We start from the raw sequence: 24,910 nt of genomic DNA, 5'->3' as shown, positions 1-24,910 counted from the left end.
CAGGCTTCGACGGAGAGGGTTTTGTATTGTGATCAACCCAGATGGAACAGATCAATGAGAACGACCATGGCAAGGCCGTAGTAGACCACGACGGCCACCAGATCGTTGATGGTGGTGATGAGCGGGCCGGAGGCCACAGCGGGGTCGATGTGGATCTTGTGGAACAGCATGGGGATGACCGTGCCCACCAGGCTGGAAACGACCATGGCGATGATCAGCGCCACGCCGACACAGCCGGACAGCAGGAAGGCTTCGCCCCAAGCATACGCCTTGAAGAAATGGATGTAGCAGCCCAGGAAGCCCAGCGCCATCACAGCCAGCAGTGCGCCGTTCACCAGACCGACCCGCATCTCCTTCCAGAGCAGCTGGAGCTTTTTGGCGGTGGTCAGGTTCTCGTCCACCAGCACACGGATGGTCACGGCCAGCGACTGGGTGCCCACGTTGCCGGCCATGTCCAGCACCATGGACTGGAAGCAGATGACGATGGGCAGCACCGCCACCACCGACTCGAACGCACCGACGACCGAGGAAACGAGCATTCCGAGGAAGAGCAGGGCGACCAGCCAGGGCAGGCGCTTCTTCACGCTCTCGAAGACGCCCTCGTTCAGGTCCTCTTCGCTGGTCAGACCGCCCAGTTTTGCGTAATCGTCGCCCATCTCGTCATCGACCAGTTCGACCACGTCGGACGAGGTGATGATGCCGACCAGCTTACCCGCATCGTTCAGCACCGGGAGCGAGCGCTCGGCGTAGTCCACGATGCGGTCGATGCAGTCGCTGATCTTCTCGTGGTCGGTCACATAGGGGTACGACCGCGCGATGAGCTTTTCGAGCTGGTCGTCCGCGCGGGCAATGATGAGGTCTTTCAGGTCGATGGCACCATAGAACTTGTCGTTCTCGTCCACGACGTACAGGGTGGAGATGTTGTCGTTCTCGCCCGCCTGCTTCACCAGCTCGCTCATCGCCTGCCGGATGGTCATATCCTTCCGGATGGAGATGTAGTTGGTGGTCATGCTGCTGCCGATCTCATCCTCGCCGTAGGAGAGCAGCATCCGGACGTCCTCAGCGGAGTCCCGGTCCAGCTGGCCGACGATCTTGGCCTTGTCCTCTTCTTCGAGGTCATCCAGCGCGTCCACCGCATCGTCCGAGTCCATATTGGAGACGACTTTCGCCGCCTTTTCCGAGGGCAGCTCTTTCAGATACGGCTCTGCATCGTCGAGGTAGGAGAAGATCTCCGCCACCCGCTCGATGCCCAGCACCGGGTACAGCTTCTGGCGCTCGTCCGGCGTCAGCGCCGTCAGCGCATCGGCCAGGTCGTTTTCGTGGTAGTCGGAAAGCTTTTCCGCCAGCTCTGCCTGCGGCAGACCGCTGTGGATGAGGTTCAGGATCTCTTCCTGGTAATTCTTCTTCTGCATCTTGGTTCCCTTCCTGCCCATTCCGGGCATAAAAAATACACCGCGTCGGTCATGCTTGACTCCTGCGGTGTATCATGGGCACATGCAGTTCAGGACGCGGCAGACTCATTCGCCTGGCCCGCATCGCAGGAGAAGCGTTGTTTGGGGTGATCCGTATGGTCACTGGACATGGAAATCAAACGCCTCCTGAAACTGAGATTTGCCGTTCGGCCTCGTTATGATACTACGGCCGGGCGGATTTTTCAAGCCCTTTTACAAAACTTTTACCGATTCTGAGCCGGATTTCAAGACATGATAAAACCGGAACGTATCGAAAGATACGTTCCGGTTTTTGTCACTTTTTGTATTTTCCGTACCACGCCACCGATACCCGCCACGACACGGCATACAGCACCAGTGCCGCCGCCAGCAGCCCGCTCACAAGAACCGTCGCACTGGCACCGGAAAAGGCATCCATCAGGGCAATTCCTCCGCCCAGCATGGCCCCCATTCCTGCAAACATCAGCATGTACAGCATTCGGGCTTTTTCCGGACCAAAACGATAATACAGCGGAAGCATAATGCCATTCATCAGCAGTATCGCCAGCACGCCAAACTCCATCCAGATGCTAACCGGGGCATCTGGAAGCGGTTTTCCGAGCAGAACAATCACGCCGCATGACACGCCGCTCAGCCCAACGGAGACCGCTGCACAGATCACCCCGATAAGATATTTTTCCGCGACCTGAATTTTTCTGCTCATTGGCAAGGTCAGGCCGTACTCTGTCCACCCGCTGGAATGATCATATGCCAACAGGGAGACCGGCAGGATGCCCAGAAAAATGGCCGCATAGTTCATGGCAAAGGTAGACGCTCCCGATGCGCTCAGAGTCCAGATCACCAGAACAGCCAGAACTGTAAGGTACATCGTCTTCATGTTGCTTTTTATCTGGTACCAATCTTTTAATAATAAGCCCTTCATGCGTTCTTCTCCCCTTTCACCATCAACACAAACAATTCCTCGATACTCACGGGCGTCAGGGCGCTTCCAGTGGGCACCCCGTCCCGTTTGACCAGCGCTTCGGCCCCGTAGGGTGTGACCCGCTGGCTGACCACGACGTCCGGAGCCAGCTCTTCCAGTTGAGCGGCGGTGCCGTGCCAGAGGGCGTATTCTTCCCGCAAGGTGTCCTTGTCCTCGCAGAGTAGGAGCCTGCCCTTGTGCAGGAATGCAATGGTATCGCACAGCTTTTCCAAGTCGCTGACGATGTGGGAGGAGATAAGGATGGAGTGGTTTTCGTCCCGGGCAAAATCCAGCAGGATATCCACCACCTCATCCCGCACCACCGGGTCCAGCCCATTGGTGGCTTCATCCAGCAGCAGCAGCTTCGGATGGTGGGACAGTGCCACTGCAAGGCAGAGTTTCATCTTCATGCCGGTGGAGTATTCGTTATACTTTTTCTTAGCAGGCAGTTCAAAGCGCTTGCAAAATCCGGCATAGACCCCGGCGTCCCAGTTGCGGTAGATGCCCGCCATCACCTTTCCCATCTGTTCGGCGGTCAGGCAGGTGGGAATACCATCGCCGCTCAGCACCACGCCGATGTCCTCCTTGGTGCAGGGGGATGCTTCCAGGTCATCTTTCCCCAGCACCCGGATGGTGCCGGACTCCGGTGGAAGTATTCCCAAAATCAGCTTCAGGGTCGTGCTTTTGCCTGCGCCGTTTTCACCGATCAGGCCGCAGATGGTGCCGCCGGGCAGGGTCAAATCGATAGGCCCCAGAGTGAAACCCGGATACGTTTTCTGTACGCCGTGCAGTTCCAGTGCGTTCATGTTCAGCCCTCCCACAGCAGTTCCAGCATTTCGACAAGGTCGTTCTTTGCCAGCCCGCAGGACGCCGCCAGCCGGACGGCCTCCGTCAGGTGCGATTCAATTTGCTTCAGATTCTCCTCCCGGAGCAGTTCCGTGTTTTTCGCCGCCACGAAGAAGCCTTTGGCCGGGATGGCATACAGAAAGCCCTCTTTTTCCAGTTCATCGTAGGCGCGTTTGGTCGTGATGACGCTGATGCGCAGATCCCGTGCCAGCCCCCGGATGGAGGGCATGGCCTCGTCCGGCTGCAGATTACCGTTCAATATCTCATTTTTGATCTGGGTATAGATCTGGTCATAGATCGGTGCTCCGCTTTTGTTGTCGATAAAAAGATTCACGTCGCTCCCCCCTCCGTTTCGTCTGTGCATATACAGTATATACAGTTGACACAGAGTTGTCAAGAGGTAACTGTAAAAAGCAGCCGCTCCCAACGGGAACGGCTGCTTTTGGTTTTTCTTATGCAGTTCCTGCGAACGGCTCAGTAGGCCACGCCCCAGTAGACCATGGTCTTGGCGGGCTTGCCGCAGCAGGGGCATACATCGCTCAGGTGTTCCTGCTCAAACGGCATGCAGCGGCTGGACAGGCCGACTTCTTCCTTCATCTTCATTTCGCAGGCAAGGTCGCCGCACCACATGGTCTTGATGTAGCCGGTGTTTGCCTTGGCCAGCTCCTTCACCTGGTCCATGGTGGTGGCAGCCCAGGTGCGCTTCTCGCGGTTGGCAAGAGCACGCTCGTACAGGTCCTTGCGCAGGGCCTCCAGCTGTGCGGGGATCGCAGTCTCCAGCTCGTCCAGAGAGACGAAGACTTTTTCGCGGGTATCGCGGCGCACCAGCACGCACTGGTTCTTTTCCAGATCCTTGGGGCCGATCTCCAGACGCAGAGGCACGCCCTTCATCTCCCACTGGGAGAACTTCCAGCCCGGGGCATTGTCGCTGTCGTCCAGCTTCACGCGGGCATACTTGCTGATCTTCTCGGCCAGCTCAGCAGCCTTCTCGGAAACGCCGGGCTTGTGGGCTGCGATGGGCACTACGACCACCTGAATGGGGGCCACTGCCGGGGGCAGGATCAGGCCGTCGTCGTCGCCGTGGGTCATGATGATAGCGCCCACCAGACGGGTGGAAACGCCCCAGCTGGTCTGGAACGGATGATGCAGCTGGTTGTCGCGGCCGGTAAAGGTCACGTCATAAGCCTTGCTGAACTTATCGCCAAAGTAGTGGCTGGTGCCGCTCTGCAGGGCCTTGCCGTCCTTCATCATGGCCTCGATGGTATAGGTGGCCTCGGCACCGGCAAACTTTTCCTTGTCGGTCTTGCGGCCCTTCACCACGGGGATGGCCAGATCCTGCTCGCAGACATCTGCGTAGCAGTTCAGCTGCTGCTGGGTCTCAGCCTCAGCCTCGGCGGCAGTCTCGTGGATGGTGTGGCCTTCCTGCCACCAGAACTCGCGGCTGCGCAGGAAGGGGCGGGTGGTCTTTTCCCAGCGGACAACGCTGCACCACTGGTTGTACTTCATGGGAAGCTCACGGTAGCTGTGCAGCACGCGGGACCAGTGGTCGCAGAACATGGTCTCGCTGGTGGGACGCACGGCCAGACGCTCTTCCAGCTTGTCGGAACCGCCCATCGTGACCCACGCCACCTCCGGCGCGAAGCCATTGACCAGTTCGCCTTCCTTCTGCAGCAGGCTTTCCGGGATCAGCACGGGCATTGCCACGTTCTCATGGCCGGTGGCCTTGAAGCGGGCATCCATGTCCTTCTGGATCAGCTCCCAGATGGCCTGACCGTAGGGGCGCAGGATGATGAAACCCTTCACGCTGGAGTACTCCACCAGCTCTGCCTTCACGCAGATATCGGTGTACCACTGTGCGAAGTTCTCTTCCTGGCTGGTGATCGCCTGTACGAGCTTCTTTGAATCTTTTGCCATTTTTGCTTTTTCCTCCTAAGGCCGTGCGCCAAACGGCTTGCGTTCCGCACGAACCATATTAAAAGCCCCGCCGCAGCACCGCCGTGTGCAGCGCCGGGAAACGGGGCCTTTTGCAATGTCCGGATCAGCCCTGATGGCTGTCCACAAAGTTTACCACATCGCCCACGGTGCGCAGGGACTCGATGGCATCGTCCGGCACCTCAATGCCAAACTCATCCTCCAGCGTCATCACCATATCCACGATATCCAGACTGTCGGCCTCAAAATCGCTCATGATGTCACTGTCCATCGTGATCTTTGCCGGGTCAACATCCAGCTGCTCCGCCAGCAATGCACGGATTTTTTCAAAAGTATCCATTGTCACGGTCTCCTTTTGTCATCGATTCTTTGTTGTCCGCCCCGCGCAGCTGACCGGCCGCGCAAAGCACTCTCTATTTTTTATATCCCATGGGCCGCATCTTGTCAAGCCCTGTTTTGGATTCCGGCACGGATGCGGCGGAAATTTCCGATAAAAATTGCGGAAAGCACAGTTTTCCGCTTGACAGAATCCCGTTTGCTTCTTATGATAATAAGAGGTTCGTTATAACTACCGAAAGGATGAACGCGATGAAGTTCTCATTTACCAAAATGCAGGGCTGCGCCAACGATTATATCTATCTGGACTGCCGGGCCTCCGGTGTGCCGGAGAACATCGTTCCGCTGGCCCGGAAGCTCTCGGCGCGGCACTTCTCGGTGGGTGCGGACGGCATCATCTGCATCTGTGCTGCGCAGACGGCGGGTGCGGACGGCATGATGCGCATTTTCAACGCCGATGGCAGTGAGGGCAGGATGTGCGGCAACGGCATCCGCTGCGTGGCCGAGTGGCTGCATGTGCATGAACCGACCTGCGCAGCAAAGCCCGTGCTGAAGATCGACACCCGCAGCGGCCAAAAGACGCTGACCCGGATGGGCGAGGAGCTGTGGCAGGTGGAGATGGGGGCCTATTCCACCCGCGCCGCCGACCTGCCCGCCGTGAACATGGGCGAAGGGCCGCTGGTCCGCTGCCCGCTGACGGTGGACGGCAAGACCTGGGAGGTCACCTGCATCAGTGTGGGCAACCCCCACTGCGTCACCCTTGTGCCGGAGGTGGACGGCCTCAAGCTGGAGGCCATCGGCCCGGCGTTCGAGTCCCACCCGAACTTCCCGGAGCGCATCAACACCGAGTTCGTGCAGGTGGTGGATGCCACCCATCTGAAGATGCGGGTGTGGGAGCGCGGCAGCGGCGAGACATGGGCCTGCGGCACCGGCACCTGCGCCACCGTGGCGGCCCTGACCGAGCTTGGCATCTGCCCGGCAGGCGAGGACATCCATGTGCAGCTGCGCGGCGGTGTGCTGACCATCCGGGTATTGCCCGGCAGACAGCTGCTGATGACCGGCGCGGCCTCCACCGTTTACGAAGCTGTGATCGAAGTCTAACGTTAGAAAGAATCGAGGGAACATACAATGAAAATGAATCATCATTACGGTGAGCTGAAGGCAAGCTACCTGTTTGTGGACATTGCCCACAAGGTGGCCGCTTATCAGGAGGCACACCCGGAGAAGGAGATCATCCGTCTGGGCATTGGCGATGTGACCCAGCCGCTGGCAAAGTGTGTGGTCAAGGCCATGCACGATGCAGCCGATGAGATGGGTACCAAGGAAGGCTTCCACGGCTATGGCCCGGAGCAGGGCTACCCCTTCCTCAAGCAGGCCATTCAGGGCTACTATGCAGGCCGCGGCACCCAGCTGGCAGAGGATGAAATTTTCATCTCTGATGGTGCAAAGAGCGATCTGGCCAACGTACTGGGCCTGTTCGATGTGGACAACACCGTGCTGGTGCCGGACCCCGTTTATCCCACCTACGTGGACGATAACGTGACCGATGGCCGCAAGATCATCTACAGCCGCACCAGTCAGGAGAACGGCTTCTTGGGAATGCCGGATGAGAATGTGAAGGCTGACATCATCTATATCTGCAGCCCCAATAACCCCACCGGTGCCGCCTACACCCGCGACCAGCTCAAGGCATGGGTGGACTACGCCAAGAAGAACGATGCCATCATCCTGTACGATGCTGCATACGAGTGCTTCATCTCCGACGAGAACCTCGCCCGCAGCATCTTCGAGATCGAGGGTGCACGGGAGTGTGCCATTGAAATTTGCTCCTTCTCCAAGATCGCAGGCTTCACCGGCACCCGCTGCGGCTACACCGTGGTGCCCAAGGAGCTGGAGCGCGAGGGAATGAACATCAATAAGCTGTGGCTGCGCCGCCAGACCACCAAGTTCAACGGTGTGCCTTACGTGGTGCAGCGCGCCGCCGCTGCGGTGTTCACCGAGAGCGGCATGGCCGAGATCCAGCAGAATTTGGACTACTACCGCAAGAATGCCAAGGTCATCGCGGACGCACTGGATGAGTGCGGCGTGTGGTACTGCGGCGGCAAGAACAGCCCCTACATCTGGCTGCGCTGCCCCGGTAACATGAAGAGCTGGGAGTTCTTCGACTGGCTGCTGGAAAACTGCGGCGTGGTCGGTACCCCGGGCGTGGGCTTCGGCGAGTGCGGCGAGGGCTACTTCCGCCTGACCGCTTTCGGTGACGCCGAAAAGACCAAGATGGCCGCCGAGCGCATCAAGACCGCCATCAAGGCACTGTAATTTCAGCAAGCAAAAAGGCGATGCAGTTTTTGTACGACTGCATCGCCTTTTCTGTTTTTCCGGTCCGGTCTTATTTCCGGCCCGTCAGCCGGTTGAGCAGCATCACAGCCAGGACAATGACACCAATGACGAGAAGAATGCCGACCATGCCGATGAGCATCATGGGCAGGGTGGTCATCCACGAAGAAAGATGAAGCATAAGTGTACCTCCGTTAAGCCATCAGGGTCAGAATTAGGCCGCCTGCAATGACGGATGCGATCTGCCCCGAAACGTTGACGCTGATGGAGTACATCAGCAGGAAATTCTGGTTATCTTCTTCCAATCCCATCTTGTTGACCACACGGCCGCTCATGGGGAAGGCGGAGATGCCGGCTGCACCGATCATCGGGTTCAGTTTTTTGCCTTCGGGCAGGAACAGGTTCAGCAGCTTTGCAAACAGCACGCCGCCTGCGGTATCAAAAACGAAGGCTACCAGACCCAGTGCAAGGATGAGCAGGGTATCGGGCCGGACAAACTTGTCAGCGGTCATCTGTCCGGCCACGGTCAGGCCCAGCACGATGGTGATGAGGTTTGCCAGCACATTCTGCGCGGTTTCGCTGAGGGCGTTCAGTACGCCGCACTCCCGCAGCAGGTTGCCGAACATCAGAAAACCAACTAGAGCTACACTGGCAGGAGCTACCATACCGGCAATGATGGTTACAACAATGGGGAACAGAATCTTCGTCAGCTGGCTGACATTGCCCTTTTCATAGGGCATCCGGATGCGGCGGTCCTTCTGAGTGGTCAGCAGTTTAATGACCGGCGGCTGCACGATGGGCACCAGAGCCATGTAACTGTACGCTGCCACCATGATGGCACCAAGGTACTGGGAGTTGAGGGTGTTAGCTACAAAAATGGCGGTGGGACCGTCCGCTGCACCAATGACAGCGATGGAAGCAGCATCCTTCAAATCAAAGAAGAAGCCTGCCAGAAACAGGGTGAAGAAAATACCAAACTGCGCTGCGGCACCAAAGAGCATGAGCCACGGTTTTTCCAGCAGGGGGCCAAAGTCGATCATAGCACCAATGCCGATGAAAAGCAGCAGGGGAAACAGCTCGTTGGACATGCCTGCTTCAAACAGGGCAGAAATGGGGCCTACGGTATCGCCCTGCGTGATGGCACCGGACAGCGGCAGATTGACCAGAATGGCACCAAAGCCCATGGGTAAAAGCAGGCTCGGCTCCATTTTTTTGGCGATGGCAAGGTAGATGAGCAATGCACCAATGCCCCACATCACCACCATCTGCCAAGTCAGGTTTCCAAAATTGGAAAACAGACTTGCGAATGTGTTCAGAAAGTTCATAGTTTTACCTCCTCGTGTTCCGGTGCCAAAGGCAAGAAAAAGAGACTCCTGCCACAGCACCTTGTCTGTGACAAAAGTCTCAAGCGAACACATGACATCGGGCATTTCTGCCGTGATGACGCTGCCATGCAGCACCCCGCAGACCCTGCGGAGCGCCCTTTACTCCCTTTTATCGGGCCTTATTAAATCAGACTGCGTCCCCGCTGTCAAGAGGTTTTCCGGATTCTTTGCCAAATTTTGCTTCAGCGCTCGAATGTCGTGCTCAGGGTCGTGGCCCAGTGCTGGCCGGGGGCGAGGCAGGCGGCGGCAGCGCGTTCGGTCCAGGCCTGCGGGTCGTTCTCGGCACCGGGCAGGGACTGCCACGGCTCAATGCACACAAACCGCACCGGCTTTGCAGGGGCCGACCAGATGAGCGCGTAGGGGTAGCCTTCCACATTGCAGGTGATCTTGCGGCCGGTGCCCTTCTCATAGATGCCAATGGTCTTGGTGCGCAGGCCCGCCATGCAGAAGCTGTCGTTTGCGAAGAGGTCGTCCGTGAGCGGGATGGCGGAGACGTTCTTCCACCGGTAGCCGCACCTGCCGGTCAGCAGGCCATTGGGGTAAGCATCCAAAATCATCGGGCTTTCCGGCTGGTCGAACCGGAACTCGTAATCCGTGGTGGTGTGCTGTGCATCAAAGGGGATGTTGAACGCCGGGTGATAGCCGATGCCAAAGCGCAGCTCTTCGGTGCCGGGGTTGCGCACCGTCAGCGTATGGTGCACGGTCTTGCCGTCCAGACGGAAGGTGCTGGTGAGCACAAAATCGAAGGGGAAGCGTTCGGCTTTGATGGCATCATCCGAGCGCAGCTCCAACTGGATGGTATCGCCCTCGGCCTTGAGCAGGGTGTGCTCCATGTCGCGGGCAAAACCGTGCTGACCGCCCTTGTAGGTCTTGCCGCCATGGGTGAAGGTACCGCCGGGCAGCTTGCCCGTCCACGGGAACAGAATGGGAGCGTGGCGCTTCCACACAGCCGGGTCGGCCTGCCAGAGCAGCTCTTCCCCCGCCGCATTTTTCAGGCTGACTGCTTCGGCACCGTGGGTGTCCACGGTCAAGGTCAAAAATTCGTTGTGAATGGTTGCCTGCATGATTCGTTCTCCTTTTTCATTGTTATCGGTTGACGATGTGCTCGCCGTTTCCGTCCAGGAAGGTGCGCAGGTTCCGGGTGGTGATGTCCATCAGGTTCTGCAGCGCTTCCTTTGTCGTCCATGCAATGTGCGGGGTGAGGAGGGCGTGGGGCTCCTTCCGGAGCGGGCTGTCCGCCGGGAGGGGTTCGGTGGCAAAGGCATCGGCCCCGTAAAAGCCCAGCTGCCCGCTGCGGAGCGCCGCCGTGACCGCTGTTTCGTCCACAAGGGCACCACGCGCGGTGTTCAGCAGGATGGCACCGGGCTTCATCTGCGCCAGTGCCTCCGCACCGATGAGCCCCCGCGTCTGGGGCGTGGCCGGGCAGTGCAGGCTGAGCACATCGCTCTCCTTCAGCAGGTCGGCAAATGGCACGAACTCCACACCGTCGGCGGCATATTCCGGCCGGACAGTCCGAGTGCAGACGAGCACCCGCATCCCGAATGCTCTGGCGATGCGGGCGGTCTGCCGGCCAATGCTGCCGTAGCCATAGATGCCAAAGGTCTTGCCGTACAGCTCCATCTGGGGCAGCAGGCCGTAGCCTGCCGGGATGTCCAGCTGCCACAGGCCGTCCTTGACGGCGCGGTCATACCGCTCGGCACACTGGACGATGGCCAGCAGCAGGCTGAAAGTCATCTGTGCCACACTGTAAGTAGAATAGCCCGGCACGTTGGCTACCGGCACGCCATGGCGGCGGCAGGCCTTCAGATCAAGGTTATCCGTGCCGGTGGCAATGATGCCCACCCACCTGAGCTTCGGGCACTGGGCCAGGATGGCTTCATCCATCCGGCATTTGTTGAGGAAGACGACCTCGGCATCCCCGATGCGGGGCGCGATCTCCTCGTAGGCCGTGCGGACGTAGCTGGTGGTATCCGGAATGAGGGCCTTGACCCCCGACCAGTCGAGGTCGCCCTCGTGCATGACATAGCGTTCCAGAATGACGGCTTTCATCGCTTCTCCTCCAAGTCCACGTCCTCGCGGAGCACCTGCCCGATGGGCTGGGCGATGCACAGGTCTGCGCTTTCGTCCGCCGGGGTGGGCTGCATGTTGATGACGACGAGATGCCGGCCCCGGAAATACCGCAGCAGCCCCGCCGCCGGGTAGACCACCAGACTGGTGCCGCCCACGATGAGGGTATCGGCCCGGCGGATGGCCTGCACGGCCCCGGAGACGACCTCCTCGTCCAGCCCTTCTTCATACAGCACCACATCCGGCTTGACGATGCCGCCGCACTCGATGCAGCGGGGCACGCCGGTGCTGTTGGCAATGAAATCCACATCGTAGAACTTACCGCAGCGGGTGCAGTAGTTGCGCAGGGTGCTGCCATGCAGCTCGTACACCGTGCGGCTGCCCGCCGCCTGATGCAGGCCGTCGATGTTCTGGGTGACGACCGCTTTCAGCCTGCCCTCCCGTTCCAGCTTTGCCAGCCGCAGGTGGGCCGCGTTGGGCTTTGCCCCCTTCACGATGAGCTTATCGCGGTAAAAACGGTAAAACTCCTCCGGATTCTCCTCCCAGAAAGTATGGCTCAGGATCGTTTCCGGCGGGTAGGCGTACTTCTGATGATAAAGTCCGTCCACACTGCGGAAGTCCGGGATGCCGCTCTCGGTGGAAACGCCCGCCCCGCCAAAGAACACGATGCTGTCGCTCTCCTGGATGATCTTTTCCAGCGCAGGAACCATAACAAAAAACGCCCCTTTCCAGCAGATTTGGTTACACGTCCAGTATAACACAAATCCGGCGGAAAGGAAGCGTTTCTTTTGGTTCTCTGGTTCAGCGGCCGTTCTCGGCAAACAGGGTGCCGAGGGCCGCAAAGAGGTCGTGCGGGAGCATCCCGGCTTCGCCGTGCACGGCGGCGGCGCGGTCGGCAGCGGCCCCGTGGAGGTAGACCGCGCAGACGGCAGCCTCAAAGGCAGGCAGCCCACAGGCCAGCAGAGCGCTGGTCATACCGGCCAGCACATCTCCGCTGCCGCCCCGGGCAAGGCCGGGGTTGCCGGTGGGATTCACCCGGCACCGGCCATCCGGGGCCGCAATGACCGTCTGCGCCCCCTTGAGCACGACCACGGCGTTCCATGCTCTGGCAAACCGCAGGGCGGTGCCCTCCCGGTCGGCGTGGGTGGCCGCAGCGGACAGCCCGGTGAGCCGGGCCATCTCGCCGGGGTGGGGTGTTAAAATCAGTTCACCCATCGGATGAAGCGTTTTTCCAGCTTGCAGCAGGTCGGCGGCGGCGTTCAGGCCGTCCGCATCCAGCACCGCGCTGCCTGCAAAGCCGGGCAGCAGCTTCTGCACCAGCGTGCGTGTCTCTGCCGCGCGGGCTGCACTCTGGGCCGTACCGCCAAGGCCCGGGCCCAGCAGCAGCACCGTCGCCTTCTGGCGCTGGAGCTGTGGAATGCTCTCCGGCGAGATGCCACCTTCGGCCCCCGCCACGCAGGGACACAGGCAGCATTCCGGCAGGCGGGCCACCGCAGCTGCCAATACCGGCTCCACGCTGGCCAGCGTTACAATGCCCGCACCGGTGCGCAGAGCTCCCTCCACCGCCAGCGCTGCCGCGCCCCGGTAGCTGGCGCTGCCTGCCACGGCCAGCACAGCCCCGAAGGTGCCCTTGTGGCTGTCGCGCGGGCGGGGGCGAAGACACGCCCAAACATACGCGGCATCTGTTTTCATAAGGTTTACACCTCTCCCTGCAAATAGTTCCGGATCTCCTTCTCGACCTCCTGCACTTCCTCATGGAACATGCGGGCGGAGACACGCAGCGCGCCGTGGCCCAGAATGATGATCTGCTCCATGCCGTCGGAAGTAGCCACACGCACTCGCCGCCCCTTGCCGATCTCATGAGTAACGTGCTCGATGAACATATCGGCGGTTTCGGCTTCCTTGGTGTAGACCACATGGATGTTATGGTACTGCTCAATGCTGCCGGGGCTGCCCGGCACACGATAGGCATCGAACACGAGGATGAGTACACACTTTTTGAACCCCTGATAGTTGCACAGGATGTCCATCAGCTTCTTGCGGGCGGCATCAAGGCTCTGTTTGGAGAGCTCGTTCAGCTCATCCCACGCAAAGATGATATTGTAGCCGTCCACCAGCAGATATTCGGGCAGGATCTCCCACTGCTGGGCATCAAAATCCGGGCGTTCCCGCTTTTGCACCGGGCGGAATGCCGCCAGCGGGTCCCGTTTGATGGGGCCATAGGTGCGCTCGAAGATTTTGAGCAGCTCGGCATCCTCTTCCAGTGTTGCGCGGTAGGCGGCCATCCGGCGGGGCCGGGTGGCGACCTCTTCCGCCGGGCGGGCGGTCTTGCCCCAGCCGCTGTCCACATGCATGTGGCTGCGCACCTGATCCCAAGGCACCACAAAGCCCGCGCCATGGGCACAGAACACCGAATCTGCCGGGTTGTCAAGGTCGTGCTCCGGCTCGTAGCCAATGGCCGCCAGCACCTCGTCGGTGTTGTGGCAGGGCCGGTAGCCGTCCAGCGTCAGGGTCAGGTGTCCCCGGCCCCGGGTATAGCCCACCACCTCCATGGGGTAGCTGCGCATCGTGGAGGCCGGGGCTGTGCCGGTCAGGGTGGCCGTCTGACCATCCGGAGCCGTCTGGGGCGGGTCGAAGCTGCCACCCATCTGCTGGACGTCGTTCATCGCGCGGCCCACATTCTCGGCCGGAAGTTCCAGCCGGAAAGCGTACCACGGCTCCAGCAGCTGTACTTTGTGGATCTGCGCGGCCAGCATCAGACCCTGCCGCACCGCGCGATAGGTGGCCTGCCGAAAATCTCCGCCCTCCGTGTGTTTAAGATGGGCGCGGCCCGCAATGAGGGTGATCTTCACGTCCGTCAGCGGCGCACCGGTCAGCACACCAAGGTGCTGCTTTTCTTCCAGATGGGTCAGCACAAGGCGCTGCCAGTTCTTGTCCAGCACTTCTTCCCGGCAGTCGGCGGCAAACTGCATCCCGCTGCCGCGGGGCAGGGGCTCCAGCTTGACATGCACCTCCGCATAGTGGCGCAGCGGCTCATAGTGGCCCACGCCCTCCATAGGCTCCGTGATGGTCTCCTTGTACAGAATGCCGCCGGGGCCGAAGCACACCTCCAGCCCATAGCGCTCTGCCAACAAACTGCGCAGCACTTCCAGCTGCACCTCGCCCATGAGCTGCACATGGATTTCGCCCAAAGTCTCGTTCCATACCACATGGAGCTGCGGCTCCTCTTCTTCCAGCCGGTGCAGCTTGCCCAGTGCCGCGTGCACATCAGCCCCCTCCGGCAGCAGCACCTGATAGCTCAGCACCGGTTCCAGAACCGGCACATCGCTGTCGCGTTCCGCGCCAAGGCCCTCGCCCGGGCGCGCCTTAGTCAGGCCGGTGACGGCGCACACCTGCCCCGGGCCGATGGCTTCCGCCAGCGTATACTTTACGCCGGAGTACAGCCGCAGCTGGTTTGCCTTTTCCTCCCACGGCTCACCATCTGCTTCGCCGGAGAGCTGGGCCTTTACCTTCAGTTCGCCGCCAGTCACGCGCAGCCATGTCAGGCGCGTGCCCTGCTCATCCTGCGACACCTTAAACACCTTGGCGCCAAAGGCATCCAGCGCGGGAGCCGGACGGGTGAAGCGGTCCAGCCCGGCCAGAAGTTCGTCCACCCCCTCCAGCCTGAGCGCTGCACCGAACCAGCACGGGAAGACATGCCGCCGGGCGATGGCCGGGAGAATGTCGGCATCGGTCAGCTCCCCTTTGTCGAGGACGGTTTCCATCAGCCGCTCATCGCAGAGGGCCAGCGCTTCGTCGCGGGCGGACGCATCGGCCCCGAAATCCACAAAGCCGTCCCCCAGCCGATGGTTGAGCTGTTCCAGCAGCGCCTCCCGGCCGGGGCCGGGCAGGTCCATCTTATTGAGGAAAACGAAGGTCGGGATGTGATACCGCCGCAGCAGCCGCCAGAGCGTCTCGGTGTGGCTCTGCACGCCGTCGGTGCCGCTTACCACCAGCACAGCATAGTCCAGCACCTGCAGGGTGCGCTCTGTCTCGGTGGAAAAATCCACATGTCCGGGGGTGTCCAACAATGTGATATCCGTATTGCCCGCCGTCAACAGGGCCTGCTTGGAAAAGATGGTGATGCCGCGCGCTTTTTCAAGCGTGTCGGTATCCAGAAAGGCATCCTTGTGATCCACACGGCCCAGCTTGCGGATCGCGCCGGAGCGGTAGAGCATGGCTTCCGAAAGGGTGGTCTTGCCGGAGTCCACATGGGCAAGGATGCCCACCACCAGCTGCTTGTGCGGGTTCTCCATGGTCTGCACCCTTCCTTATAAAAAGCTGATGCAGAGTGCCACCACCACCAGCGGCACCCCCAGCACCAGATTGGAGAGCATACTGCAATAGGTGCGCTCCTCCGGCTCCAGCTCCTCAAAGGAGACGATCTTCTCGTCAGCATAGTCCATGATGGAGCGGGTGGCGTGGAACTTTTTCTGCGGCTTGATCCCCTTGAACTCTTCGAGCAGATGGTGGATGGTCAGGCCGTCCAGCCGCATATAGTCCACCCACGCCCAGATGAGCAGCACCACGCCGCACAGAAAGCCCGGTGCCTCCCACATGGAGAAGGTGCCGTCGCTGACATACCGCTCCCACAGCAGCATCAGCACAGCCACGATGGAAGTGCGGGTCACAGTTTTATATAAGATGGGATGAAGCATATAGCCTTTGTACATCGCGCGTAGTTTTTTCATGGTTTGCTCCTTATTCCGATACAGATACATTTTATTGTAGCATGTTTTTATGAAAAAAGATAGCAGAATCGTCCGTGGTGAAAAAACAGTCCACTTTTTTCTTTTGAAGCCTGCCGCTTCCCGCAGCCACCCGGTGCTTTGGATTCTTTTGCATTTTTCCGCAGCTGCTTTTCATACAAAAGCAGCTGTCACCATTTTGTTTCCAATTCATTGCTTTAATCCATTGACTTCTTTTCAATACAGTGCTAAAATATCCGAAGTGCGACGTTTGCCCTTCCTGTGCATTTTTTCGTGGAGGACAGGCCACACTCGTTCAGGAATAGGAAAAAACGGCGCAGGCAGACCGCCTGTGCCAGAGATCTGGGAGGATCCATCCATGAGTATCAATTTTGAGTCTCACAAGCTCGACCGCCGCAGCTTCCTCAAGGGCGCAGGCATGGTCGGCGCAGCCAGCCTGCTGGCCGCATGCGGCGGCAAGTCCGACAACGGCAGCAGCGCTGCTTCCACCAGCGGTGCCGCAGCCCCCAACACCACCGGTGCCACCCCGCTGAAGGAGTTCATCTCCTTTGAGAGCGGCAACCGCGAGCTGGAGAGCTGGAACATGCTGTACACCCAGCAGGCTTCCGACGCCAACGTCATCACCAACCTGTGGGACGGCCTGCTGAGCTTCGACTGCTACGGCAAGGTCGTGCCCGCCATCGCTTCAACCTGGGAGCACAACGACGATTCCACCGTCTGGACCTTCCACCTGCGCGATGACGTCGATTGGGTCGATGCCAACGGCGAGGTGAAGGACCACCTGACCAGCAAGGATTTCCTGGTCGGCTTCGAGTGGGTCATGAACTCCTACAAGAATGAGGCCAACAACACCTCCATGCCCAACGATACCGTCGTGGGCGCTGCCGATTACTACGAGCAGACCAAGGCAGCCGGCGACGCTGCCGCCGACATGACCTATGAGGACATGCTGGCTGCTGGTGTCGGCATCGAGGCTCCCGATGACTACACTCTGGTCTTCACCTGCAAGGATCCCTGCCCGTACTTCGACACCGTGGCGGCTTACAACAGCTTCTACCCCGTCGCTCCCGCCCTGCTCGACGAGCTGGGCATCGAGGGCTTCCGCGGCTGTGACAACACCACCATGTGGTACAATGGCCCGTACGTCGTCGAGGAGTATATCCAGGGCAACACCAAGAGCTATATCCCCAACCCCAGCTACTACGATGCAGCCAACGTCAGCCGCTTTGAGCGCCTGACCATCACCATGATCTCCGATGGCTCCATCAGCCTGCAGCTGTACGAGAACCGTGAGCTGGACGAGGTCGATCTGGGCGAGAGCAGCATCGCCACCATCCAGGCCGATCCTTCCAACGTGTTCAACCAGCAGCTGTGCGAGAAGCGCCCCAAGAAGTTCAGCTACTGCTTTATCTTCAACTACGACAAGCGCAAGGCCGACGGCACCGCCGATGAGAACTGGAACAAGGCCATCGCCAACAAGGCATTCCGCCAGTGCTTCTCCAAGGGTCTGGAGCTGTCCAAGTTCTACGCTCGCTACAACCCCATCAACCCGCTGAAGTGCGAGAACGACTTCTTTACCATGAGCGGCCTGTGCTACACCACCGACGGCACCGATTACACCAGCCTGGTCGCCAAGGAGCTGGGTCTGGACGGCGAGAAGTATGATGGCAAGACCATGAAGCGTCTGCGCGCCAACAACGGCGACATCCCCGACCTGAAGAAGCAGGCCATGGACGAGCTGAGCGCCATCGGCGTCACCTTCCCGGTGCACTGCTCTTACTATATCCTGGCCGGTTCCACCACCGCTCTGGACAGCGCGACCGTCCTGAAGCAGTGCTTCACCGACAGCTTCGGCGATGACTTCATCGTGCTGGACATCGAGACCTTCGTCTCCTCCACCATGAAGGAGGTCGTGGCACCCAAGCTGCAGAGCTTCGTCCACATGGGCTGGGGCGCTGACTTCGGCGATCCCATCAACTTCCTGACCCAGATCATCGTCCACGACGACAACGCTTACTACAGCTGCAACATGACCAACATCGAGGGCATCGCCGAGAACGGTGCCGCCGATTACCAGAAGGATCTGGTGGCTGCCTACGAGCAGTTCACCGACCTGGTCAACGAGGGCCGCGTCATCGTCAACGACACCGATGCACGCTACGCTGCCTTCGCAAAGGCTGAGGCCTACTTCCTGGAGGAGAACCTGATCTTCCCCACCGTCTACGATGTGACCTGGTGCCTGACCCACGCCAACGAGTACAGCAAGATCAACGCCATGTACGGCCCCTGCAACTACAAGGCTGTCAACTGGGAGACCAGCGAAGAGGCTTACACCACCGAGCAGTACGAGGAGTTCGCCGCTGCTTTCGATGCAGCCACCCAGGCCTGATCGGTTTTTGAGCGCATTCTAAGTTAAGCACTTTTCCCCCGGCGGGAGCTGTTCGCAAAGCGGATGGCTCCCGCTCTTTTATTATGTAAAGCGTTTTGCACCTGTTCGTTTGTGAAGAACAATTTCGGTTGTTTTGTGTTTCAAAAACAGTGTTAAACTTTTTGCATCCTTAATCAGGCAAAAACAAATATATTTCATCATTTTCCACAGTCTGTCTTTCTTTTTTGAAGAGGTTCCTGTCCATGCTCCATTGACAGCTTATTCTTTTAATGGTATAATAATCAGCGTGTTAAGGTTTTGCGGGAGGAGCACAGGCACAGACAGAGGGGTCTGTATCTGCGCTCTTTTGTATTCCTCAGCAGTACAGGAGATGCGAAGCTCCCGCAAAGGAGTGGGAAACAAGCAGGACAACGCGCCCTGCACCATGCACCGAAGCACGGAAAAATTTTAGGGAGGATAACACAATGAACATCAATCACGAGTCTCATGCAATCAGCCGCCGCAGCTTTCTGAAGGCTTCCGGCGTTGTTGGTGCCGCCGGCATCCTGGCAGCCTGCGGCGGCGGCTCCAGCAGCTCCACCGCTGCTTCTGCTTCTTCCGGCGCAACCAGCGCCCCCAACACCACCGGCGCTGCCCCGCTGAAGGAGTTCATTTCCTGGGAGGCCACCAACCGTGAGCTGGAGAGCTGGAACATGCTGTACAGCCAGATGGCTTCCGACATGAATGTCACCACCAACCTGTGGGAGGGCCTGCTGAGCTTTGACTGCTACGGCAAGGCTGTGCCTTCCGTGGCCAAGGAGTGGAGCCACAACGAGGACTCCTCCGTCTGGACCTTCAACCTGCGCGACGATGTCGACTGGGTGGACGTCAACGGCGAGGTCAAGGCTCACCTGACCAGCAAGGACTTCCTCGTGGGTCTGGAGTGGGTGCTGAACGCAGCCAAGAACCAGGCCAACAACACCTCCATGCCCAACGAGACCCTGGTGGGCGCTGCGGACTACTACCAGAAGACCAGCGACATGGGCGACGCTGCTGCCGACCTGACCTACGAAGATATGCTGGCCGCCGGTGTGGGCGTTGAGGCTACCGATGATTACACCCTGGTCTTCACCTGCAAGGCTCCCTGCCCGTACTTCGATACCGTGGCTGCTTACACCAGCTTCTACCCCGTCTCTGAGGACCTGATCACCGAGCTGGGCATCGAGGGCTTCCGTGCCTGCGATTACACCAACATGTGGTACAACGGCCCGTATGTGGTGGAGGAGTTCATCAGCCAGAACACCAAGAGCTACATCCCCAACCCCAACTACTTTGGTGCAAACGATGTGTCCCGCTTCGACCGCTTCACCGTTACCATGATCAGCGACGGCACCGTTACCTTCCAGCTGTATCAGAACCGTGAGCTGGACGAGATGGATGTGGGCGAGAGCACCCTGACCACCATCCAGGCCGATCCCAACAGCGAGTACAATGCTCAGCTGTGTGAGAAGCGTCCCAAGAAGTACAGCTACCAGATGCACTTCAACTACCAGAAGAACAACGAGGACGGCACCCCCGACGACAACTGGAACAAGGCCATCGCCAACACCGCCTTCCGTCAGTGCTTCTACAAGGGCCTGGAGCTGACCAACTGGTATGCCCGCACCAACAAGATCAACCCCCTGAAGTGCGAGAACGACTACTACACCATGCCGGGCGTCTGCTACAACACCAAGGGCGAGGAGTACTCCACCCTGGTCGCCAAGGAGATGGGCTTCGACAAGGAGTCTTATGACGGCAAGACCATGATCCGCCTGCGCTCCAACAACGGCGACATCGCGGACCTGAAGAAGCAGGCTATGGACGAGCTGAGCGCCATCGGCGTCACCTTCCCCGTCCACGCTGCTTACCACATCATCGCCGGCAACTCCACCGCTCTGGACAGCGCAACCGTCCTGAAGCAGTGCTTCACCGACAGCTTCGGCGATGACTTCATCGTGCTGGACATCAAGACCTACGTTTCCTCCATCACCCAGGAAGTCCGCAATCCTCAGCTGCAGAGCTTCGTCATCAACGGCTGGGGCGCTGACTTCGGTGACCCCGTCAACTTCGTTGGTCAGGAGATCCTGCACGACGACAACGCCTACTACAGCTGGTACTACTCCAACATCGCCAAGGTCGTCGAGGCCGGCCCCGCTGACTGGCAGAAGGATCTGGTCGCTGCTTACGAGGAGTTCACCGATCTGGTCAACACCGCAAAGGCCATCGTCGATGATACCGATGCCCGCTATGCTGCCTTCGCAAAGGCTGAGGCCTGCATGCTGAACAACGTTCTGGCCTGCCCCTGCTACTTCGATGTGGCCTGGACTCTGACCCACGCCAACGAGTACAGCAAGATCAACGCCATGTACGGCCCCTGCAACTACAAGGCTGTCAACTGGGAGACCAGCGAAGAGGCTTACACCACCGAGCAGTACGAGGAGTTCGCTGCTGCATTCGATGCTGCCACCAAGGCCTGAGTTTTTCACCGCACCCCAAAATAAAAGTTAAAGGTTCGATAACATGTTAAAATACACGGTTAAGCGGCTGCTCCAGTCGCTTGTCACAATCTTTTTGATCGCAACAGCCGTCTTTTTGATGATGCGCTGTCTGCCGACGGACTACTACTTCACTGAGGAACAGCTCATGAAGTTCACCGATCAGCAGAAGACCGCTGCTCTGGAAGCAGCTGGCCTGACCGACCCCATCCCCACCCAGCTGATCAAGTTCTACAACGATCTGCTGCACCTGGACTTCGGCACATCCCGCCGCATCCAGAACGGTGCATCGGTGGTCAAGGTCATCGGCAAAAAGTTCGGCGTCTCGATGCGCCTGGGCCTCACCGCCTCCGGCATCTCTCTGGTGCTGGGTGTGCTGATGGGCATTCTGCAGGCCGCATTCAAGGACAAAGTGTTCGACTGGATCGGCACGGCTTACACCGTGTTCGTCAATGCAGTTCCTTCTCTGGTCTCGTATTCGCTGGTCCTGGTCTTCGGCTCCAAGTACCTGGGCTTCCCCACGCTGTACTCCACCCGCAATGTGAGTGCGTCCAGTGTGCTGCCCATCACCTGCCTGTCGCTGGCTTCCATTGCAGGCTATGCCCTGTGGACCCGCCGCTACATGGTCGATGAGCTCACCCGCGACTACATCAAACTGGCGCGTGTCAAGGGCCTGAGCTCCCGCGAGATCATGTTCAAGCACGTGCTGCGCAACGCCATGGTCCCCATGGTGCAGTATATCCCCCAGTCCATCCTGCTGACGGTCGGCGGCTCTCTGCTGATGGAGCGCTTCTTCTCCGTCCCCGGCATGGGCCCCCTGCTGACCGACGCCATCCAGCGTTATGACCTGAACGTCGTGCAGACGCTGGTCATCCTGTATGCCGTTCTGGGCATCGTGGGTGTTTTCCTGGGCGACGTGCTGATGATGGTGGTCGACCCGCGTATTACTCTGACCGGAAAGGAGGAAGCTCGCTGATGGCTAAGGCATCGGATTTTGAGGGCAAGAAGCAGGACGAACTGTTCTACTTCGTCGAATACTCTCCGGAAGAAGCCGAGCGCATCGGCTATTCCAACTATTCCTACTGGGGTTCCGTCATCCAGAACTTCCTCAAGCAGAAGGTTGCTGTCTTCTGCCTGATCCTGTTCCTGGCACTGAGCGTGTTCTCCTTCATCGCACTGGCCATTGGCAAGTACGATTACACCACCCTGATCTCGGATACGAGCAAGGCATTCATCACGCCGAACAGCGAATACTGGTTCGGTACCGACAACCTTGGCCGTGACTACTGGTGCCAGGTGTGGTACGCCACCCAGATCTCCATCCGTCTGGCTCTGGTCGTTGCCGTTGGCGAGAGCATCGTCGGCGTCATCTTCGGCCTGATCTGGGGCTACGTCCGCAGCCTGGACCGCTTCTTCACGGAGCTGTACAACCTGATCGACAATGTGCCCTATATCATCTATATGACCCTGATCGCCCTGATGGTCGGTCAGAGCTTCTGGATCATGGCCATCTCGATGATCGCCATCAACTGGCTGTCCATGGCGCGCCGTGTCCGCAACATGGTCTTCATGTACCGTGACCGCGAGTACAACCTCGCTTCCCGCTGCCTTGGCACCCCGCTGTGGCGTGTTCTGACCAAGAACATCCTGCCGTATCTGGTCTCTGTCATCATCCTGCGCATGGCGCTTTCCATCCCCGCCACCATCAACCTGGAGTCTACGCTGTCCTACCTGGGCCTGGGCCTGGGCATCGACACCCCGTCTTTGGGCCTGCTCCTGAGCAAGGTGCGCGGCTTCTTCCTGGATTACCCGTACCTGCTGGTCTTCCCTGCATCCATCGTGTCCATCATTTCGATTTCGTTCTACATCATGGGCAACGCTTTGTCGGATGCGGCAGACCCGCGCAACCACGTTTGATAGATTGGAGAGAGAAACGTAAATGGATAGAAAACCGATTATCTCTGCCAAAGACGTGGAGATCACTTTTAGCCTGCGCGGCCGCAAACTGAACGCCATCCGCAAGTGCTCGCTGGACCTGTATGAAGGCGAGACCCTCGCCATCGTCGGCGAGTCCGGCTCTGGCAAGTCCGTGTTCACCAAGACCTTTGTGGGTATGCTGGATGCCAACGGTACCATCACCGGCGGCTCCATCCTGTACGAAGGCCGCGATATGACCAAGTTCACCGAAAAGGACTGGCTTGGTGTCCGCGGTAAGAAGATCGCCATGGTCATGCAGGACCCGATGACCAGCCTGAACCCGCTGAAGAAGATCGGCAAGCAGATCCAGGAGAGCATCGAGCATCACCAGGGCCTGAAAGGCGAAGCCGCCAAGAAGGCCGCCATCGAGATGCTGGGCAAGGTCGGCATCCCCGACCCGGAGCGCCGCTACGAGCAGTATCCGCACGAGTTTTCCGGCGGTATGCGCCAGCGTGTCGTCATCGCCATTGCAGCGGCCTGCCGCCCGCAGATCCTGATCTGCGACGAGCCCACCACGGCACTGGATGTGACCATTCAGGCGCAGATCCTGCAGCTCATCCGCGATCTGCAGAAAGAGCTGGGCATGTCCGTCATCTACATCACCCATGACCTGGGTGTTGTGGCCAACGTGGCAGACCGCGTGGCCGTCATGTATGCCGGCCAGATCGTGGAATACGGCACCGTTCAGGAGATCTTCTACGACGCATGGCATCCCTACACCTGGGCGCTGCTGCAGGCTCTGCCGCAGCTGGGCACCAAGGGTGAGAGCCTGCCCACCGTGGATGGTACTCCCCCGAACCTGTTCAACGAGATTCATGGCGATGCTTTCGCCCCCCGCAACAAACACGCGCTGGCTATCGACTTCGTGGCAGAACCTCCGTTCTTCCAGGTGTCCGAGACCCATGCAGCAAAGACCTGGTATCTGGACCCGCGCGCGCCCAAGATCGAGCGCCCGCACTCCATCCAGAACCTTCGTGAGAAAATGGGAAAGATGGGAGGTTCCAACTTAAATGGCTGAGCGTGAAAAGCTGATTGAGCTGAAAGACCTTCAGATCACCTTTGGCTCTGGCAAAAAGAAATTTGTGGCTGTGGACCATGTCAATTTTGACATCTACAAGGGCGAGACCTTCTCGCTGGTGGGCGAGTCCGGCTCCGGCAAGTCCACCATTGGCCGTGCCATCTGCCGCATCAACCCGACCTCCGGCGGCGACATCTTCTTCAAAGGCCAGAAGATCAACGGCAAGATCTCCAAAGAGCTGGACCAGGAGGTCATCCGCAAGATCCAGATGATCTTTCAGGACCCCATGGCGTCCCTGAACGAGCGCGCCAAGGTCGAGTACATCGTGGCCGAAGGTCTGCTGAACCACCACCTGTACAAAGACCAGGACGACCTGCACAACAAGGTCATGGACGCGTTGCACGAAGTCGGCCTGCTGCCGGAGTTCGCTTCCCGCTTCCCGCACGAGTTCTCCGGCGGCCAGCGTCAGCGCATCGGCATCGCCCGTGCTCTGGTCATGCAGCCGGAGTTCATCGTGGCCGATGAGCCCATCTCGGCTCTGGACGTCTCCATCCGCGCACAGGTGCTGAACCTGCTGAACGAGATGAAGAAGAGCCGCGGCCTGACCTACCTGTTCATCGCACATGACCTGTCGGTCGTCCGGTTCATCTCGGACCGCATCGCCGTCATCAGCAAGGGCCGTATCGTGGAGCTGGCCGAGGCGGAGGAGCTGTTCCTCCATCCGCTGCACCCCTACACCAAAGCCCTGCTGAGTGCCGTTCCCATCCCCGACCCCGCTCTGGAGAAGAACAAGAAGCTGCTTGTTTATGATCCGTCCATCCACGATTACAGCGTGGAGAAGCCGGTCTGGGAAGAGATCGCCAACGGTCACTTCGTCTATGGCAACCAGCGCGAGCTGGAAGGCTACCGCAAGGAGTACGAAAGCCAGCTTTAAGCTGAACCGCTTTCCG

23 protein-coding genes are annotated in these 24,910 nt (G+C 59.3%); 8 read left to right on the top strand and 15 right to left on the bottom strand.

From position 1 onward, the window contains the following. Positions 1–32 precede the first annotated feature (32 nt). From mgtE to acpP, 6 genes are all read right to left on the bottom strand, one after another. Positions 33–1,412: a magnesium transporter gene (gene mgtE / locus ACNQFG_RS08565; RefSeq protein ID WP_423404569.1), complete on the bottom strand. Its 1,380-nt coding sequence runs from the start codon at positions 1,410–1,412 to the stop codon at positions 33–35. Between the two features lie 334 nt (positions 1,413–1,746). Then, complete coding sequence (locus ACNQFG_RS08560) at positions 1,747–2,373, bottom strand: ABC-2 transporter permease (RefSeq protein WP_207685489.1); 627 nt, start codon at positions 2,371–2,373, stop codon at positions 1,747–1,749. Further along, positions 2,370–3,218, bottom strand: coding sequence for an ABC transporter ATP-binding protein (locus tag ACNQFG_RS08555; protein WP_423404568.1), 849 nt, complete (start codon positions 3,216–3,218; stop codon positions 2,370–2,372). The genes ACNQFG_RS08560 and ACNQFG_RS08555 overlap by 4 nt, the downstream gene beginning before the upstream one ends. A gap of 2 nt (positions 3,219–3,220) precedes the next feature. Then, positions 3,221–3,592 (bottom strand): GntR family transcriptional regulator, encoded by a 372-nt coding sequence (locus ACNQFG_RS08550; RefSeq protein WP_423404567.1) that lies wholly within the window; start codon positions 3,590–3,592, stop codon positions 3,221–3,223. A 140-nt stretch (positions 3,593–3,732) separates the two neighbouring features. After that, positions 3,733–5,172, bottom strand: a complete 1,440-nt coding sequence (proS, locus tag ACNQFG_RS08545; RefSeq protein ID WP_332376162.1) for a proline--tRNA ligase — start codon at positions 5,170–5,172, stop codon at positions 3,733–3,735. A 124-nt stretch (positions 5,173–5,296) separates the two neighbouring features. Continuing rightward, positions 5,297–5,530 carry an acyl carrier protein gene (acpP, locus tag ACNQFG_RS08540; protein WP_423404566.1) on the bottom strand — a complete coding sequence of 78 codons (234 nt, stop codon included), beginning with the start codon at positions 5,528–5,530 and terminating at the stop codon, positions 5,297–5,299. 248 nt (positions 5,531–5,778) lie between these two features. Between acpP and dapF the strand changes: the two genes are divergently transcribed. Then, entirely contained in the window at positions 5,779–6,627 is an 849-nt protein-coding gene (dapF, locus tag ACNQFG_RS08535; RefSeq protein WP_423404565.1) for a diaminopimelate epimerase, read from the top strand. A 27-nt stretch (positions 6,628–6,654) separates the two neighbouring features. Continuing rightward, positions 6,655–7,842 carry an LL-diaminopimelate aminotransferase gene (locus ACNQFG_RS08530; protein ID WP_423404564.1) on the top strand — a complete coding sequence of 396 codons (1,188 nt, stop codon included), beginning with the start codon at positions 6,655–6,657 and terminating at the stop codon, positions 7,840–7,842. 70 nt (positions 7,843–7,912) lie between these two features. On the opposite strand, the gene ACNQFG_RS08525 is transcribed toward ACNQFG_RS08530, so the two are convergent. The 9 genes from ACNQFG_RS08525 to ACNQFG_RS08485 all read right to left on the bottom strand — a co-directional run bounded on the left by ACNQFG_RS08525 (position 7,913) and on the right by ACNQFG_RS08485 (position 16,253). Next, on the bottom strand, positions 7,913–8,041 hold the full coding sequence (locus ACNQFG_RS08525; RefSeq protein WP_423404563.1) for an oxaloacetate decarboxylase: 129 nt from the start codon (positions 8,039–8,041) through the stop codon (positions 7,913–7,915). Positions 8,042–8,054: 13 nt separating this feature from the next. Further along, positions 8,055–9,185 (bottom strand): sodium ion-translocating decarboxylase subunit beta, encoded by a 1,131-nt coding sequence (locus ACNQFG_RS08520; protein ID WP_005939727.1) that lies wholly within the window; start codon positions 9,183–9,185, stop codon positions 8,055–8,057. Between the two features lie 242 nt (positions 9,186–9,427). Then, a complete protein-coding gene (locus ACNQFG_RS08515; RefSeq protein WP_423404562.1) occupies positions 9,428–10,309 on the bottom strand; it encodes an aldose 1-epimerase family protein in 882 nt (293 codons plus the stop codon). 22 nt (positions 10,310–10,331) lie between these two features. Then, on the bottom strand, positions 10,332–11,294 hold the full coding sequence (locus ACNQFG_RS08510) for a D-2-hydroxyacid dehydrogenase (RefSeq protein WP_423404561.1): 963 nt from the start codon (positions 11,292–11,294) through the stop codon (positions 10,332–10,334). Beyond that, a complete protein-coding gene (locus ACNQFG_RS08505) occupies positions 11,291–12,022 on the bottom strand; it encodes an NAD-dependent protein deacylase (protein ID WP_423404560.1) in 732 nt (243 codons plus the stop codon). The genes ACNQFG_RS08510 and ACNQFG_RS08505 overlap by 4 nt, the downstream gene beginning before the upstream one ends. Positions 12,023–12,113: 91 nt before the next feature. Further along, positions 12,114–13,004: an NAD(P)H-hydrate dehydratase gene (locus ACNQFG_RS08500; protein WP_423404559.1), complete on the bottom strand. Its 891-nt coding sequence runs from the start codon at positions 13,002–13,004 to the stop codon at positions 12,114–12,116. Positions 13,005–13,009: 5 nt separating this feature from the next. Beyond that, the gene (locus tag ACNQFG_RS08495; protein WP_423404558.1) at positions 13,010–15,607 is read right to left on the bottom strand and encodes an NYN domain-containing protein; all 2,598 of its coding nucleotides are present in this window, start codon (positions 15,605–15,607) and stop codon (positions 13,010–13,012) included. A 15-nt stretch (positions 15,608–15,622) separates the two neighbouring features. Further along, positions 15,623–16,042, bottom strand: coding sequence for a hypothetical protein (locus tag ACNQFG_RS08490; RefSeq protein ID WP_097792631.1), 420 nt, complete (start codon positions 16,040–16,042; stop codon positions 15,623–15,625). Between the two features lie 31 nt (positions 16,043–16,073). Further along, entirely contained in the window at positions 16,074–16,253 is a 180-nt protein-coding gene (locus ACNQFG_RS08485) for a hypothetical protein (RefSeq protein ID WP_423404557.1), read from the bottom strand. Positions 16,254–16,418: 165 nt separating this feature from the next. On the opposite strand from ACNQFG_RS08485, the gene ACNQFG_RS08480 reads away from it, so the two are divergent. From ACNQFG_RS08480 to ACNQFG_RS08455, 6 genes are all read left to right on the top strand, one after another. Then, positions 16,419–18,449: a peptide ABC transporter substrate-binding protein gene (locus tag ACNQFG_RS08480; RefSeq protein ID WP_423404556.1), complete on the top strand. Its 2,031-nt coding sequence runs from the start codon at positions 16,419–16,421 to the stop codon at positions 18,447–18,449. A gap of 464 nt (positions 18,450–18,913) precedes the next feature. Further along, entirely contained in the window at positions 18,914–20,947 is a 2,034-nt protein-coding gene (locus tag ACNQFG_RS08475) for an ABC transporter substrate-binding protein (protein ID WP_423404555.1), read from the top strand. Between the two features lie 118 nt (positions 20,948–21,065). After that, positions 21,066–21,941 carry an ABC transporter permease gene (locus ACNQFG_RS08470; RefSeq protein WP_242960708.1) on the top strand — a complete coding sequence of 292 codons (876 nt, stop codon included), beginning with the start codon at positions 21,066–21,068 and terminating at the stop codon, positions 21,939–21,941. Continuing rightward, a complete protein-coding gene (locus ACNQFG_RS08465; protein ID WP_423404554.1) occupies positions 21,941–22,882 on the top strand; it encodes an ABC transporter permease in 942 nt (313 codons plus the stop codon). The genes ACNQFG_RS08470 and ACNQFG_RS08465 overlap by 1 nt, the downstream gene beginning before the upstream one ends. A 22-nt stretch (positions 22,883–22,904) precedes the next feature. Beyond that, a complete protein-coding gene (locus ACNQFG_RS08460; RefSeq protein ID WP_097792636.1) occupies positions 22,905–23,960 on the top strand; it encodes an ABC transporter ATP-binding protein in 1,056 nt (351 codons plus the stop codon). Continuing rightward, positions 23,953–24,894, top strand: a complete 942-nt coding sequence (locus ACNQFG_RS08455) for an ATP-binding cassette domain-containing protein (RefSeq protein ID WP_423404553.1) — start codon at positions 23,953–23,955, stop codon at positions 24,892–24,894. The genes ACNQFG_RS08460 and ACNQFG_RS08455 overlap by 8 nt, the downstream gene beginning before the upstream one ends. The last annotated feature ends 16 nt before the right edge of the window (positions 24,895–24,910 follow it).

The organism is Faecalibacterium prausnitzii (assembly GCF_049532945.1).
GTDB classification, from domain to species: domain Bacteria; phylum Bacillota; class Clostridia; order Oscillospirales; family Ruminococcaceae; genus Faecalibacterium; species Faecalibacterium prausnitzii_N.
Note: the sequence above shows the minus strand (reverse complement) of the source record. Positions and strands in the feature narration are given on the sequence as shown.

Bases quoted from the DNA above. Each gene is read 5' to 3' on its own strand.
- ACNQFG_RS08495 (WP_423404558.1), bottom strand. From the start codon at position 15,607: ATGGAGAACCCGCACAAGCAGCTGGTGGTGGGCATCCTTGCCCATGTG.
- ACNQFG_RS08560 (WP_207685489.1), bottom strand. From the start codon at position 2,373: ATGAAGGGCTTATTATTAAAAGATTGGTACCAGATAAAAAGCAACATG.
- ACNQFG_RS08530 (WP_423404564.1), top strand. From the start codon at position 6,655: ATGAAAATGAATCATCATTACGGTGAGCTGAAGGCAAGCTACCTGTTT.
- ACNQFG_RS08470 (WP_242960708.1), top strand. From the start codon at position 21,066: ATGATGCGCTGTCTGCCGACGGACTACTACTTCACTGAGGAACAGCTC.
- ACNQFG_RS08475 (WP_423404555.1), top strand. From the start codon at position 18,914: ATGAACATCAATCACGAGTCTCATGCAATCAGCCGCCGCAGCTTTCTG.
- ACNQFG_RS08480 (WP_423404556.1), top strand. From the start codon at position 16,419: ATGAGTATCAATTTTGAGTCTCACAAGCTCGACCGCCGCAGCTTCCTC.
- dapF (WP_423404565.1), top strand. From the start codon at position 5,779: ATGAAGTTCTCATTTACCAAAATGCAGGGCTGCGCCAACGATTATATC.
- ACNQFG_RS08525 (WP_423404563.1), bottom strand. From the start codon at position 8,041: ATGCTTCATCTTTCTTCGTGGATGACCACCCTGCCCATGATGCTCATC.
- ACNQFG_RS08455 (WP_423404553.1), top strand. From the start codon at position 23,953: ATGGCTGAGCGTGAAAAGCTGATTGAGCTGAAAGACCTTCAGATCACC.
- ACNQFG_RS08485 (WP_423404557.1), bottom strand. From the start codon at position 16,253: ATGAATTGGAAACAAAATGGTGACAGCTGCTTTTGTATGAAAAGCAGC.
- ACNQFG_RS08460 (WP_097792636.1), top strand. From the start codon at position 22,905: ATGGATAGAAAACCGATTATCTCTGCCAAAGACGTGGAGATCACTTTT.
- mgtE (WP_423404569.1), bottom strand. From the start codon at position 1,412: ATGCAGAAGAAGAATTACCAGGAAGAGATCCTGAACCTCATCCACAGC.
- ACNQFG_RS08505 (WP_423404560.1), bottom strand. From the start codon at position 12,022: ATGGTTCCTGCGCTGGAAAAGATCATCCAGGAGAGCGACAGCATCGTG.
- ACNQFG_RS08465 (WP_423404554.1), top strand. From the start codon at position 21,941: ATGGCTAAGGCATCGGATTTTGAGGGCAAGAAGCAGGACGAACTGTTC.
- acpP (WP_423404566.1), bottom strand. From the start codon at position 5,530: ATGGATACTTTTGAAAAAATCCGTGCATTGCTGGCGGAGCAGCTGGAT.
- proS (WP_332376162.1), bottom strand. From the start codon at position 5,172: ATGGCAAAAGATTCAAAGAAGCTCGTACAGGCGATCACCAGCCAGGAA.
- ACNQFG_RS08515 (WP_423404562.1), bottom strand. From the start codon at position 10,309: ATGCAGGCAACCATTCACAACGAATTTTTGACCTTGACCGTGGACACC.
- ACNQFG_RS08500 (WP_423404559.1), bottom strand. From the start codon at position 13,004: ATGAAAACAGATGCCGCGTATGTTTGGGCGTGTCTTCGCCCCCGCCCG.
- ACNQFG_RS08490 (WP_097792631.1), bottom strand. From the start codon at position 16,042: ATGAAAAAACTACGCGCGATGTACAAAGGCTATATGCTTCATCCCATC.
- ACNQFG_RS08520 (WP_005939727.1), bottom strand. From the start codon at position 9,185: ATGAACTTTCTGAACACATTCGCAAGTCTGTTTTCCAATTTTGGAAAC.
- ACNQFG_RS08555 (WP_423404568.1), bottom strand. From the start codon at position 3,218: ATGAACGCACTGGAACTGCACGGCGTACAGAAAACGTATCCGGGTTTC.
- ACNQFG_RS08510 (WP_423404561.1), bottom strand. From the start codon at position 11,294: ATGAAAGCCGTCATTCTGGAACGCTATGTCATGCACGAGGGCGACCTC.